This is a genomic window from Teredinibacter waterburyi (assembly GCF_001922985.1).
GTDB classification, from domain to species: Bacteria; Pseudomonadota; Gammaproteobacteria; order Pseudomonadales; family Cellvibrionaceae; genus Teredinibacter; species Teredinibacter waterburyi.
The window spans coordinates 89,071-103,151 of sequence record NZ_MRUH01000168.1 but is presented as its reverse complement, the minus strand read 5'-3'; the positions used below and the strand labels follow the sequence as shown (position 1 = coordinate 103,151).

At 47.8% G+C, this 14,081-nt stretch carries 10 protein-coding genes; 3 read left to right on the top strand and 7 right to left on the bottom strand.

What is annotated here, in order from left to right; all coding sequences use genetic code 11:
- The 4 genes from IDZ20_RS14630 to IDZ20_RS14615 all read right to left on the bottom strand — a co-directional run bounded on the left by IDZ20_RS14630 (position 1) and on the right by IDZ20_RS14615 (position 5,466).
- Complete coding sequence (locus IDZ20_RS14630; RefSeq protein ID WP_188152192.1) at positions 1-294, bottom strand: DUF4212 domain-containing protein; 294 nt, start codon at positions 292-294, stop codon at positions 1-3.
- A 10-nt stretch (positions 295-304) separates the two neighbouring features.
- The gene (locus IDZ20_RS14625; RefSeq protein WP_188152191.1) at positions 305-3,451 is read right to left on the bottom strand and encodes an efflux RND transporter permease subunit; all 3,147 of its coding nucleotides are present in this window, start codon (positions 3,449-3,451) and stop codon (positions 305-307) included.
- Positions 3,448-4,902, bottom strand: a complete 1,455-nt coding sequence (locus IDZ20_RS14620) for an efflux RND transporter periplasmic adaptor subunit (RefSeq protein ID WP_188152190.1) — start codon at positions 4,900-4,902, stop codon at positions 3,448-3,450. The genes IDZ20_RS14625 and IDZ20_RS14620 overlap by 4 nt, the downstream gene beginning before the upstream one ends.
- 81 nt (positions 4,903-4,983) lie before the next feature.
- Positions 4,984-5,466, bottom strand: coding sequence for a hypothetical protein (locus IDZ20_RS14615; RefSeq protein ID WP_188152189.1), 483 nt, complete (start codon positions 5,464-5,466; stop codon positions 4,984-4,986).
- A gap of 565 nt (positions 5,467-6,031) precedes the next feature.
- On the opposite strand from IDZ20_RS14615, the gene mscL reads away from it, so the two are divergent.
- Entirely contained in the window at positions 6,032-6,436 is a 405-nt protein-coding gene (mscL, locus tag IDZ20_RS14610) for a large-conductance mechanosensitive channel protein MscL (protein ID WP_188152188.1), read from the top strand.
- A 200-nt stretch (positions 6,437-6,636) separates the two neighbouring features.
- On the opposite strand, the gene IDZ20_RS14605 is transcribed toward mscL, so the two are convergent.
- Positions 6,637-7,839, bottom strand: coding sequence for a class I SAM-dependent rRNA methyltransferase (locus tag IDZ20_RS14605; RefSeq protein WP_188152187.1), 1,203 nt, complete (start codon positions 7,837-7,839; stop codon positions 6,637-6,639).
- Between the two features lie 289 nt (positions 7,840-8,128).
- On the opposite strand from IDZ20_RS14605, the gene IDZ20_RS14600 reads away from it, so the two are divergent.
- On the top strand, positions 8,129-8,878 hold the full coding sequence (locus tag IDZ20_RS14600) for a tRNA-uridine aminocarboxypropyltransferase (protein ID WP_188152186.1): 750 nt from the start codon (positions 8,129-8,131) through the stop codon (positions 8,876-8,878).
- Here the strand turns inward: IDZ20_RS14600 and IDZ20_RS14595 are convergent.
- A complete protein-coding gene (locus IDZ20_RS14595) occupies positions 8,875-10,518 on the bottom strand; it encodes a BamA/TamA family outer membrane protein (RefSeq protein WP_188152185.1) in 1,644 nt (547 codons plus the stop codon). The genes IDZ20_RS14600 and IDZ20_RS14595 overlap by 4 nt on opposite strands.
- A complete protein-coding gene (locus IDZ20_RS14590) occupies positions 10,518-12,212 on the bottom strand; it encodes a phosphoethanolamine transferase (RefSeq protein ID WP_188152184.1) in 1,695 nt (564 codons plus the stop codon). Before IDZ20_RS14590 ends, IDZ20_RS14595 begins: the two co-directional genes overlap by 1 nt.
- A 377-nt stretch (positions 12,213-12,589) precedes the next feature.
- Between IDZ20_RS14590 and IDZ20_RS14585 the strand changes: the two genes are divergently transcribed.
- A complete protein-coding gene (locus IDZ20_RS14585) occupies positions 12,590-14,017 on the top strand; it encodes an OmpA family protein (RefSeq protein ID WP_188152183.1) in 1,428 nt (475 codons plus the stop codon).
- Positions 14,018-14,081 lie beyond the last annotated feature (64 nt).

The following is a 14,081-nucleotide window of genomic DNA, read 5'->3' as shown; positions in this document are numbered from 1 at the left end:
TTAGTCGTCTAAGCCGAATTGTTTATCCAGCGCGGACATGCGACGGGAATAGATAAAAACGATTACCACAAAGCCATACATCGAGCCCTGCTGCGCAAACCAAAAACCAAGCTTATAGCCGCCTATACGGATAGCGTTCAGCTGTTCTACTAGCAAGATGCCGCATAGGTAAGAAATAACAAACCAAACACAAAGCAAAATCAGCATCAACTTGACGTTGGCTCGCCAATAGGCCCGTTTGCGGTTCTCTAAATTTTTGGTGATATCTAAATCATTGGTACTGCTAGCAGTCATCGCCGCCTCCTTATTCTTCTTTTGCGGAAGGGTAACAGATCTGACGCCACAATAAATACACTACCGGCAAGACTAATAGGGTTAAAAGTACCGAGCTCACCATGCCTCCCACCATTGGTGCAGCGAGACGGCTCATAACTTCGGCACCGGTACCAGTGGCATACAATATTGGCAACAGGCCAACGATGGTGGAGCCAGCGGTCATAATTTTTGGACGCAAGCGAGCGCAGGCGCCTTCGATTACCGCGGCGCGTAACTCGGTTCGATCTGGCTGTCTATTTTGTGCGGCGCCCTGTTGATCCAGTGCGCGACAAGCTTGGTCCAGATACACCAACATAATCACCCCGGTTTCTACCGCTACCCCCGCCAAGGCAATCGCACCAACGGCTACCGCAACAGACCAGTCAAAGCGCAGCCAATACATTAGCCACACACTGCCAAGCAGGGCGAAAGGTAAACTTCCCATCAGAATGACAACCGGCATAACTTGGCGAAAACTCAAGTAGAGTAAAAAAACAATAATCGCTAAGGTTATCGGCACTACAAATAGAAGTCGCGCTTTGGCTCGCTCCATATATTCGTACTGACCTGCCCAGCGAATCGAATAGCCTGGCGGTAGCTCTAGCTGCTCCGCCACCACTTGTTGTGCCGACTTTACGTAGCTGCCGATATCCACACCCTCAATATCAACCAGTGTCCAACCGTTAATTTGAGCGTTCTCACTTTTAATGGCTGGTGCGCCGGCGGTAATGGTGATAGTCGCAACGTCACTTAAGGTCAGGGTCATACCGGATGGCGTCACAATAGGCAGTAGCTCTAAACGCTCCGGCGAATCGCGATAGGTCTGTGGGTAACGCAAATTGATCGGATAGCGCTCGCGGCCCTCTATGGTTTGGGCTACATTCATACCGCCAATCGCGGTGGCGATCACCTGCTGGATTTCCGCAATATTTAACCCATAGCGCGCAGCGCGACCACGATCGATTTCAACATCTAAGTAGCGGCCACCAGCAACGCGTTCGGAGTAAACCGAAGCCGTGCCTTCAAGCGGTTGCAGAATCTCTTCTAATCGCAAGCCAATTGCTTGAATAGTTTCGATATCGGCACCCGCCACTTTAATACCCAGCGGCGTTTTTATACCTGTGGCCAGCATATCGATTCGCGTTTTAATGGGCATTACCCAGGCGTTAGACACACCCGGAAAGGTCACCAACTTATTTAATTCTTTTTTCAAGCTCTCGGTAGTGACACCGGCCCGCCACTCACTGCGCGGTTTTAGCTGAATAAAGGTTTCGATCATAGTCAATGGCGCTGGATCGGTCGCCGTTTCGGCGCGGCCGACCTTGCCAAAAACCGTTTCCACTTCGGGTACAGTGCGGATTAACTTGTCTGTTTGCTGTAATAGTTCACGCGCTTTACCAATTGAAATACCGGGATAGGTGGTTGGCATATACATAAGGTCGCCCTCATCTAGCGGCGGCATAAATTCACTGCCTATTCGCTGCAACGGGTAGTAGGCCGATAACATGGTTAGCAGCGCCAACAATAAGGTTATTTTTGGATAACGCAGCAGGGTGCTAAGTACCGGCGTGTATAAGGCCATTAACACTCGATTAATCGGATTGGCCTGTTCCGGTAATATTTTACCGCGCACAAAATAGCCCATTAACACGGGAATAAGTGTGATGGCTAAGCCCGCGGCTGCAGCCATGGCATAGGTTTTAGTAAAGGCTAACGGCGCAAATAGTCGGCCCTCTTGGGCTTCTAAGGTGAACACCGGTAAAAAGCTCACGGTAATAATTAACAGGCTAAAGAATAATGCAGGGCCAACTTCAGTCGCCGACTCCGCAACTATCTGCCAACGTCGCTGCTCGCTAATTTCACCTTTTTCTGCCGCTCGCTCTAAATGCTTGTGAAGGTTTTCGATCAATACTATTGCGCCATCAACCATGGCTCCAATCGCAATTGCTATGCCCCCCAGGGACATGATATTGGCATTTAAGCCCTGCAAGTGCATCACGATAAAGGCGGTGAGTATGCCCAGCGGTAAACTGATCATCGCCACTACCGATGAGCGCAGATGAAATAGAAATACAAAACACACTAACGAAACCATTAGCAGTTCTTCTATTAATTTGTGCCACAGGTTTTCCACCGCACGCTCAATAAGGTTAGAACGGTCATAGACGGGCACAACTTCAACACCCGCTGGTAAACTTTTTTGCAAAACCTGTAATCTTGCTTTGACTGCATCAATAGTCGCCTTAGCATTTTCTCCATAGCGCATCACCACAATTCCGCCAACGGTTTCACCTTCACCATTAAGCTCGGCTACACCGCGACGCATTTGTGGCCCCAAACCAATATCGGCCACGTCTTTTAATAACAGCGGCGCTCCATTGTTATTAACGCCCAAGGGAATATTGCCAATATCGTGGGTGTTTTTTATGTAACCGCGAGCGCGCACCATATATTCAGCTTCGGCCATTTCTACCACCGAGGCGCCGACCTCTTGATTAGCCTGTTGAATCGCGGTTTGAATATGATTTAGTGGAATGCCAAAGGCGCGAAGTTTTTCTGGTTGCACGGTAATTTGATACTGTTTGACCATGCCGCCAACGCTTGCCACTTCGGCAACGCCGGGCAAGGTTTGCAGTTCGTATTTTAAAAACCAATCTTGAATGCTGCGCAGCTGGCTGAGATCGTGCTGGCCGGTTTTATCGGTTAAGGCGTAAAGATATACCCAACCAACACCGCTCGCGTCTGGCCCTAACTGCGGTCTCGCCGTCGCCGGCAGCGAAGGGCTAACTTGACTTAGATATTCTAATACACGTGAGCGCGCCCAATAGATGTCGGTCTTTTCATCAAAGATGACATACACATAGGAGTCGCCAAAAAATGAATAGCCGCGCACCGTCACTGCTCCGGGAACCGATAGCATGGCACTGGTTAAGGGGTAGGTGACCTGGTCTTCCACCACCTGCGGCGCCTGTCCTGGGTAGGAGGTTTTTATGATGACTTGCACATCAGACAAATCGGGTATCGCATCAACTGGCGTTTGCTTTACCGAATAGATACCGGCGAGGGTCAACACTAGCGTTGCCAATAAAACTAGAATGCGGTTGTGAATCGACCAGCGAATAATAGCTCCGATCATGGCGCAACCTCCGCCACTTCACTCAGCTCGATAATTTCGTAGTCATCATCGCGCTTGCGAATTTCAATGTTTACCTTCATTCCCGCGCTTAATGATTCGATATCGATGCCGTCGGCAAGTATGAACATCATGGTCATTTCTGGCCAATCCCATTCCGGTATGGGTTGATGGGTCAGTTTCACCATACCCATCCCCGCCATCACCGTATCAATCACCGCTCGAGTTGAAACACTTGCTGGTGGCTCTGGGCTATTGTCGTAACGAAGGAAGTCGGAGGCTTTACTCGATTCGGAATCAATTAAAAACTGTGCCGACGTAACCACAAGGTCGCCTTCTTTTAAGCCTTCACTTACCTCGGCGAAATTTTCTTGCCAGCGCTTTATAACAACTTCTACCGATTTAAAACGGCCATCGCCCAGCGCCAAAACTACTCGATCCTGATGCCCGGTACGAATCACTGCCGCACGCGGCACGACAATGCCCGGCGCGTCTGCCGCAATATGGATCTGCACTTGCGCAAACATATTCGGGCGCAACACTTTATCGTTGTTACTAAAACGCAAGCGTACTCTCAGCGTACGTGTCTCTGGGTCCAGCGTGGGGTAAACGTAATCCACCTGACCTGACCAGACTCGGCCTGGCATATAGTCCAAACGCATTTTTACCGGTTGACCCAATTTCACCAAATTAGCTTGGCGTTCGAACACTTCGGCCAAAACCCAAACCTCGGCTAAGGTGCCAATCGACATCATGGTAGTGCCGGGCTCAACATAAAACCCTTCGCGAATATTGAGGTTATCCACCACCCCGGTTTGCGGTGCTCGAAACAACACCCGTTGTTTTACCTTGCGACTGGCACGCAGTTGTGAAATAAATAGGTCGTCTATGTGTAGCGCCTGTAAGCGGCTGACAGCCGCCGCCTCTAAGCGCGCATCATCGCGAGACGTTGCCATCAAGAACTCTTCTTGTGCATTGACCAATTGCGGCGAATAAAGCGCATACAACGGCTCGCCTTTTTGTACTGGATCGCCAGCCGCTTTTACAAACAACTGCTCGACCCAACCCGCCACTCGTGGGTGAATATGCACCAACTGATCTTGGTCGTATTGCACATAACCAACAGTAAGAATTTCACTGTTGAGCACGCGCTTCTCTACCCGCGCCGTACGCACACCGAGGTTGTTTACAACTTGCGGGGAAATTCTCACCGCCCCAGGATCATCTGCCTCGGCCTCCTGATAAACCGGCACTAGATCCATGCCCATCGGTGATTTGCCCGGCTGGTCGCGACGATAGTTAGCGTCCATCGGCGCGACCCAATAAAGCGGTGCTTTCTCGGCTGCGACTGCGCTGTCTTGAGCTGATTTATTCGAAGAAAAAAAGTAACTGACGCTGGCGCCAAGTAAAAGCGAAACGACCGCAACTGCGGCTAATCTAAGAGATGTGTTCATGGTATTGCCTGAAATTAACGGTGTTGATCAAATCAAATATCAGCGGCGCTGATCGTTAACAATGGGCGGATTTGCCCTGTATCAGGCGAAAATGGGAGGGCGGTAGAGAGAACAACGCGGTACCGCTTGACGATCAAAACTTACGGCGTCGTAAGGCTGCGAACTAAGCGGGGAAACAAGAGTAGGTAAGGGCGTGCCGGTTAACCCAGTAGCGGCAGAGCAACTGCTTACTGAACAATCCATACTGGCGCAACAGCAGGCCTGATCGGATTCGACGGTGTCCATTTGCGCGTCACCCGAAGCCGTATTCATCGCTGCGCGGCCAGCAACAGCTTGTTGGTGGCAATGGCTATGATCGGCCATTGCCTCGGCGCCATCGCCAATCACAACAGCACTGCCAGAAATTGAAGTCGACTCGGTTGCGACGCTATGAACGGCAACCCCCACTGACATACTGCGTCCAGACTGCATCGGGCACACGCTCGCCATTACCGCCATTGACTGCCCTAAGTAGGACAGCAACGCCAGTAGCAACAATGTGGCTCGAATAGAGTAAAAACGCATTCAGAATCTCCGCTATAGCACATCAGAGTACCGCGTTAGCCAAATAATTCAAACTAATAGGGTAAAAAATTCAACTTAAGCGAGGATATTAGCCCAGATAACTATTTCATCACCTCCACCTACCCCTAACCTCCAAGCATCCATAACCGTCAACTCACGCTAACCTTTAGCTCATCCCCTCACCAACTTCCAACGCCTATCTAGGTTGCACTTATAGCAGCGCCTGCCGATCCAAATTCTTTATATTCGCTGTCGCTTAGTAGCTTAGGAAGGGTGTTCTGCACAGCTTCTTTTTTTACTAAAAAAGCTACCACAATTTAGTGGTGTTAAGTGCGACATGTTTTATTTCCTTAAAATATTTTATGATCATTCGATGCGGCATCGCGTCGCTCGTCAATCTATAGAACCTTACTTTCTGTTCCCTAATCTTATCTATATCTTTAATCCAGTAACATTTTGCGAGATACTCAAAGCGCAGATAATCCAGCGCAAAGGAGGAGAGTTCAGCACCAGCTAACGGCATTTTGAACACCTAAATTTCACACAACCCAAAAGGATTCAAATAATGAGCGTAATCAAAGAATTTAAAGATTTTGCGGTAAAGGGCAATGTTGTCGATATGGCTGTAGGTATCATTATCGGCGCTGCATTTGGAAAGATTGTCACCTCGTTGGTGTCCGGCGTAATCATGCCGCCGATAGGTGTGCTACTCGGTGGAGTAGACTTTTCCGATTTAGCATTTGTCGTTAAGGAAGCCGTTGGAGACGCACCCGCCGTTGTAATTAGTTATGGCGCATTCCTCCAGACGGTTATCGATTTCACGATTATCGCCTTTGCAATCTTTATGCTGGTTAGAGGCATTAACTCGTTAAAGAAGAAAGAAGAAGCTGCCCCCAAAGCGCCTCCTGCTCCTACAAAAGAAGAAGTGCTACTCACGGAAATTCGCGACCTGCTAAAAACAAAATCGTAACGATTAGCGAAGCTCTAGCGAAACATCGCATTCAGTGGGGAAATAGAGATTGTCTTCATCCCCCTGAATGCGAGCACCAAAAATACAGTGTTAAACGATATCTTTACCCCACCTAGCCCTAGGCTTAGCTACAAACTTGGTTATAAGTTATAAACAACCACAATTCATATCACTTAAGCTCATAACCGGTAAGATAATTATTATCGGGTTAGCACGCGATAAAACTGCGCCTTCAAATAGGACGTTTCCGCAATGGATGGGTGAACAGGGTGATCCGGCCCTTGGCCGCCGCTGTAAACTAATTGGCAATCCCGATCCAAGTGGGCTGAAGCTGCACGAACAATATCCTGTAACGTGTCTGCACCGAGGTGCATAGAACAAGAACCGGAAACCAACAAGCCGCCCGATTGCAGCAACCGAATCGCCAACTCATTGATATGTCGATACGCCGCTTCACCCGCTTTTTGATCTTTCTTACGTTTAATAAAAGCTGGCGGGTCTAACACGACCACGTCAAATTTCTCGCCCTCTTCGACCAACATTTTTAAGACATCAATTGCCTTACCTTCAATCGCTTCCATGCGATCATCACAGCCATTTAACTCGGCATTGCGCTCGACATAATTCAGCGCCTGCTCGGATACATCCACACAGGTCACTTTACTCGCGCCAGCAACGGCCGCCTGCACACCCCAGCCGCCAACATAAGAAAAAACATCGAGTACGGTTTTGTCCTTCACCCAAGCTTGCAGCTGTGCGCGGTTCAAGCGGTGATCGTAAAACCAACCGGTTTTTTGTCCACCTTGCGCCGGCACCACAAACTTCACACCGTTTTCCACCAGAGTAAGCTCTTCCGGCACTTCGCCTAAGGTTTCGACATAGCTGGGTAGATTCTCCAAAGCTCGCGCGCTGTGGTCGTTCTGTAAAATAATTCCAAGCGGCTGAACCACATTCTGAAACGCCTGCAACAGTGCGTCTTTATGCTCTTCCATTGCTGCCGAGGCAATTTGCACAACCAAGTAGTCGCCAAATCGATCAGCAATAACACCGGGCAAGAAATCCGAATCGCCAAACACTAATCGATAGCTTGGCTCGTTGAAGTAAGCTTCGCGCAACTGTAAGGCCTGTTTAATACGCTGCTTAAAAAACGGTAGGCCTAAACGCTTATTGCAATTGCGACTAAAAATACGCCCACAAATTAATGCGTGGGGATTAAGTGTCGCTACCCCCAGCTCTTGGCCCTTACTGCTGCAGACAATTACTTGCTCACCCACCGCATAACTATTCAGCGGCGAACGCTTGGTGTCCACTTCGTTGGAGTAGATCCACAAATGGCCCTTGCGAATGCGACGTTCAGACTGCGGGTTTAGGTGTAATTTGCTGAGAGATAGGGTATCGGTCAAGGGAGTGCCTGCTGTTGGGAAGAGTGGTGTGAAGAGTATCGATTAAAAGCTTTTGGCTATGTGCCACAGCGGCAGGCAGTATACCTGTATTCCCACAGGGGCACCTAACCACTTAGGCCATATCGCACCAGATTCTGGCTCGCTATTCTTACACTCTCAATCGTCGAGCACCGGATGTCGACATACTTAGCTGTTTGCGATAGAACTCCAGTACAATGCGCCACATTACTTAGCCCTAAGCATCACACCGAATTTACAGTCAAAAACACCGCCTTGCGAGACCGCTACCATGGCACTAGATTCCCCGTTGCACAGTTTCTACAGTTTGCGTCAGCAACGCCTCACCACCGCCACCAAAGAATTTCGCGCTCGCGGTGCCGCGCTTAAGCGCTGTGAAACCTGCCTGCTAGGAATCGATACCTGTATCTGTAACTGGATTCCACGCTATCACTGTGATGCTGAGTTTATTTTGTTGCTGCACAATAACGAAGTGTATAAGCCCACCAATACCGGTCGCCTTATCGGCGACTGTTTTCCTAATAATAGCCACTGCTTTTTGTGGAGCCGCACCCAACCCGACGCTGATCTGTTACAGCTGTTAACACGGCCGGGCTACACTAACTATATTGTGTACCCTTGGGAAAATGAGAAAACTAACAATCAAGACACACCGGATTTAAAAAAAGACGTCGTACAATCGTTGGCTGACGACGGCACCAAGCCTTGCTTTATATTGTTAGACGGCACTTGGAAACAGGCGGGAAGAATGGTGAAACTCAGTCGCTGGCTCGATGCCTACGCCTGCTTACATTTTTCCGAGGAGGGGCGCAATTACGCGGTGCGAAAATCTCATTTAGAACATTGCTTATCTACAGCAGAAGCCGCCGCTATCTGTTTGCGAATGGCCGGGGAAGTTAAAGCATCAGAAATACTCATCGATTACTTTACGGTTTTTAATCAACATTATTTGGCGACTCGGCGGGTGAAAATGCCGGCACAAGGCGAGAGCCATAAGCGCTTAGCCGAGCTGCGAAATTAAAATTGACGGCGCGCTTCAATAACCAGCTGAAATTCATCGACGCCATCATCGCGCGCCAATGCTTTGGCAATATCAATGTGAATAATTTCACCGCTAGAGGTTCGGCTATTGGCTGCACGCAAGCCTATTCCAAACGATTCTACTGAATGACTATTTTGCAAACGATCAAATGGTGTGCCGCCACGCACTCGACCATAATCGTAAAATGCGGCAGCACCAATATTGAACAAGCCGAATAATTCTATACCCGTATATAAACGCTGCTCGATTCTAAACAGCTGGGAGTGCTCGCCACTTAAATGTCGGGTGGGGTAGCCACGCATACCATTGTCGCCACCTAAATAAAGTTTTTCGCCTTTGCTGGGGTGAATTAAATCAACCTGTACATATTCTGCAAACAACTTTAAGCGATGACTTTCATTCACCCTTAACTGCAATTTCAAGGTCGACCGAGAATCATCTAAACCAGATTCATCAGCCCATGTCTTTAGTGCTCCCGAGATAGACACTGAGGCCTTATCTGAAATTGAAAACACATCACTAAGGCTCGCGTCTAGATACCATCTATTCTGACTAGAACCCCACTCCTGCGCGCTATAACCAATTTTTACGCGGCCATTGAGCCCGATGGGAATATCTTCGGTGAGGCCAATTTTGTCGTAGTTTTCGGTTTTAAGGTACTTATCCGTTAGGTATTCAAATTCGTAGTAGGGCAGCACATCTTTTTGATCTTCGGGCAACATATCGTTAGCGCTGATATATGCGGCTATGTCTTCCGGAATGTCGGTAGGCTGTTCGCCAATTTCGGTATTAGTAGTGGCCAGGTATTTAATACCTAAGCGATGACGTATTGTTTTAGTTTCGATTAATCCATTCGACCAGCCTCGATAGAAATCGAAATTCTGTTCTTCTAACTGATACTGAAAATACTCGGCATTCAGAAAATAGAGGTTCTCGGTGCGCTCTTCCTGAAAAATACTCATGCCGTGGCTAGCACGACTATTCAATTCATAAAACGGTTTAGCAAAACTAACATGGTTGGTGTAGCCATCGCTCGAATTAGCAAAACCAATACCTAACTGATGACGTGTGCCACGCAAATTAGGATCGAACATACTTACGATTGTAGACTTACGGTTATCTTCATTTTTGTAGAGTAACGACAGTTCAATACCGTAGCCTAGAAAATTATCTTCCTGAAGCCCCATTTCGCTCGACTCATCGCCACCCTTATGGCTATAGCGAAATATCGGTTTTGTTGTCCAGGTATCGGAAACGACAATAAGCACATCGGCGAAGTTTTCTTCTTGAGTATAGGTTATTTTCGCCGAGCGAATATAACCGGCGCTGCGTAGTTTTCGCTCCGACTCGTCTAATAAGCGCTGCGACAGTTCCTCGCCTTCGCGGAACAGTAATAACCCGCTAACGGCGACATCTCGCGTCTTCCGGTGAAGACCATTCGCGGCTCGGTATAAAAAGCCCGTTTCAGAGTCTTTCGATTGATCGAATATATTGGTATTTTTAATTGTTATACTGCGAATAATAACACCGGCGGGGACGTCTTCTTGCGCATACGCAGCTGGCGTATTCAGCATAGAAAAGTAACCAAGAAATATAACGAGAACGGCAGCTGATTTCATTAGTTGTTTACACATCCGTTAAAGAAATCCATTTCTGGGTTATGCACAGTGGTATCAATCTGCATTATACGAAGTAGAGAATGCGAGAAATAATCATGCGAAAACCGAAACGAAGATTTCTCCTGCAAGCAGCTCACGTCGAGCCCTCTAGATTCCTGAAAGCCTGCAGATGCCCATATTAATGCTGGCACATGGGTTTGTTCTTCAGGTGCCATAAAGTAGGGAACACCATGTAAATACATACCGTTTTCACCTGTAGATTCGCCGTGATCAGAAACGTACATTAGAAAGCTATCATATTCATCCTCGATAGCTTGCAATTCGTCTATGGTACGTCCGACTAAATAACGAGTATAGAGTATGGTGTTGTTATAGGCGTTGACAATTTCTTCAGCCGTACAATCTGTAAAATTAGCTGATTCACACGCGGGTTGTAACCGCTTTGCGTTTTCAGGTACACGCTTATAGTACGCTGGGCCATGGCTTCCCTCCATATGTAAAAACAATACTTTGTCGGCAACGGAAGACTTTATTCTCGCCCCTATATTGTCTATTAATATCTCATCAAAATATTCATTGCCATTTGCAAATTTAGCGGCATCGTATTTATTGGGTTTATCGTTTATTAATTTAGAACAAACGCCCTTACAACCACCGTCATTCTCTTGCCAATGAACTTCATACCCCACTCGCTGCATCAGCTCTGCGGCATTTTCATATTTCTTGTTCATATCACGCGTGTAGTCCTGTCGTCCGGCAAACGAAAACATGCAGGGTATAGATAGCGCTGTGCTGGTCCCGCACGGCCAGAAGTTAGAAAAATAGACAAGACCCTCACGGTTCAGCAAGCTTTCTTCTATTTGCTCCATACCTGCGTCCCGCAATGAGAAGCTTTTTTCGCGGGCCGTTTCACCCAACAGTATTAGGTATACTCGCGGTTTACGCATACCGCCTACTAGCGGCGTGCGCTGGTGAGCACTGGAGTCCATGACCTGTTTAACAATATTCGTTTCTCTAACCATGGCTTTAATATTTGCTGAAAGCGCCATTATGGGAGCGATCGGCAACAGCGAGTTTGCAAGCGTATGATTGTTATTGCGGACAAACGAACTGTGATTAGCATAGAAGGGAAAGTTTACTAATACGGCGAGGACTAAACACATCGCTAGAGTAATAGTATTGCTACTTAACTGCCGAAGCCAGCCGTGATGTTTTAATCGTAATCGCTGCACTAGCGCAATCGGAACTAGCCCTAACAGCACCATGCTGACAATTAACGGTACGGAAACCAGATCCAATGCCTCGGCTGAATTGGTTTCAATTAGATTTTGTAACATGCTCTTGTCAAATAAGACGGAGAGACGATTAGAAAAGTACCATGCGGGGGCGCTTATTAACGTGAACCCGACCAGCGCAGGCTTTTGTATCCAGCGGAAGTTAAACACGCTGAATACCGCTAACATGAGTAGATAGACGAAGCTAAAAAAGGCAAGTAACGCCAGTACGTCGGCCAGCCCCGCGAAGCTATGCTTATCAAAATAAATGCGCCAAATTTTAAGGTTCACTACCACAGCAAACGCCAAAGCAACGATAAGGTTAAGCCTAAACCCACTTATTTCGCGTACTTTTACTAAGAACGCAACCACTCTCAATAGCGCTTTAGCCGCCGTTTTAACCACCGAATCAGTTTTCAAACCATACATCCTAGCTAGCAAACCCTACCCCAATGAAGTTGAGGCTTCAGTGCTATTAGAGTGCGTCTATCTCTAGAATCAATCGCAGCCCGGTCATCCCCTAGGCTAACTGGCTGTTGACATTCAATCGCGAATCAACTGCTTACAGGCTGATTCAATTTGCTCCAGCAGTGCGTACCTATTCTCAGACGTTATTTGTATTGATTTGTGACTTGTGCAACATCATTTCGTAGAATAGCCATTTAAGTTGGACTCCAGTCGCAGTTTAATAGCGGCCGATTCCCTTCTCGCGGCTTCGCGATACGGCACTTTTTTCGGCCGTTAGAATCCAACACCGTACCATCGTGCACACTGCACTTAAGCTTAAGGAAATACCCATGAAATACACTCCGCACCTTTTAGTTAGCGCCGTAATCAGCTCGATGCTTTTTTTTACCGCGTCATCTTGGGGCGCAGAGTCCTCGCTACGCCAGACGCTTTTTAGCACCACCGATTCTGCGTTTAAGGAAGCGAATAAAATTCAAGCGGATATCCTCGCGCCCTATAACTATGAAGAAGCATTATCTGCTTATAAGAAAGCCGAAAAGCGCCTAGACAAGGGCCAAGGTGTTGATAAGATTAAGAAAGATCTTGCCGAAAGTCGCGCCTACTTAAAACTTGCGGTGGAATCGACGCTGCTTGCCGAAGTCACCCTTAGCGACAGCCTACAAGCGCGTGCCGATGCAGTTTCCTCTCAAGCGGTCGACTATGCTCCTGACGCTTGGCGCGACGCGGAGAAGTCCTTTTCCTTAGCTGCAAAATCGATAGAAGCCGGCGATGTGAATAAGGCGCGTCGTTTGAGCGAAAAAGCCCAGAAGCAATTTCGCGATGCGGAACTTCAAGCCATTAAAGCTAACTACCTAGACGAGACTCGCACGCTATTGGAGCAGGCACAGCGCAATAAAATATACAAGGTTGCGCCAACTATTCTGGCAAGTGCGGAAAAGAATCTTAACGAAGCGGAACATCTACTTAGCACTAATCGCTACGACACCGACGAAGCCCGCTATAAAGCACAGCTAGCTAAAACCCAAGTGTTGCATGCGAGCAAAGTGGCCGACACTGTTAACAAATTGAAAGACAAGGACATAACCCCAGAAGAGCTAATTCTGCAATACGAATACTACATTCAGACGATTGGCAATACGCTGGATATTAACACCCAGTTTCATAAGGGTAATGAAACACCTGTGCAAGAAATTATTACCACCATTAACGCCCTAGAAAAAGATTCGTTTGCTCTAGGTCAGGCACAAACAGAAATTCATTCCCTACAAGATGAAGTTACACGCTTGGAACAACAACTCGGCGTACAGTCGCAAAAGCTCGCGACTCAAGAAGCTGCTCGCCAGCGCTTTCAAACACTCGACTCAAGTTTCACGCCATCTGAAGCGATTGTTATTATGCAGGCTGGCAATCCAATTATTCGCTTAATTGGGTTAAATTTTAACGTTGGCAGTTCGCAGATCAACACCGAATACTTTGGCTTGTTACGCAAGGTACAAACGGCACTTGCCGCTTACCCTGGGCGCAAGTTAGTTGTCGAAGGTCACACAGATTCCTTCGGCGGCGATGAGACGAATCAAGCACTTTCGAGCGAGCGTGCCGCTAGCGTGCGGGAATATTTATTGGCCAACATGCCAAACCTTCCACCATCTCAAGTAGAAGCTGTTGGCTTTGGCGAAGCTAAGCCTATAGCGTCGAACGAAACCCAGCAGGGCCGTACAAAAAATCGCCGGATTGATATTAAAATTATCGAGCTCTAGGTAATTTATCTCAGCGGCTATCGCAATCGATGCCGCTAGCCTATGATAGCGATTACTCTGTACC

Excerpts from the sequence above, each read along its gene's own strand:
- IDZ20_RS14630 (WP_188152192.1), bottom strand. The coding sequence starts at position 294 with ATGACTGCTAGCAGTACCAATGATTTAGATATCACCAAAAATTTAGAG.
- IDZ20_RS14625 (WP_188152191.1), bottom strand. The coding sequence starts at position 3,451 with ATGATCGGAGCTATTATTCGCTGGTCGATTCACAACCGCATTCTAGTT.
- IDZ20_RS14620 (WP_188152190.1), bottom strand. The coding sequence starts at position 4,902 with ATGAACACATCTCTTAGATTAGCCGCAGTTGCGGTCGTTTCGCTTTTA.
- IDZ20_RS14615 (WP_188152189.1), bottom strand. The coding sequence starts at position 5,466 with ATGCGTTTTTACTCTATTCGAGCCACATTGTTGCTACTGGCGTTGCTG.
- mscL (WP_188152188.1), top strand. The coding sequence starts at position 6,032 with ATGAGCGTAATCAAAGAATTTAAAGATTTTGCGGTAAAGGGCAATGTT.
- IDZ20_RS14600 (WP_188152186.1), top strand. The coding sequence starts at position 8,129 with ATGGCACTAGATTCCCCGTTGCACAGTTTCTACAGTTTGCGTCAGCAA.
- IDZ20_RS14595 (WP_188152185.1), bottom strand. The coding sequence starts at position 10,518 with ATGAAATCAGCTGCCGTTCTCGTTATATTTCTTGGTTACTTTTCTATG.
- IDZ20_RS14585 (WP_188152183.1), top strand. The coding sequence starts at position 12,590 with ATGAAATACACTCCGCACCTTTTAGTTAGCGCCGTAATCAGCTCGATG.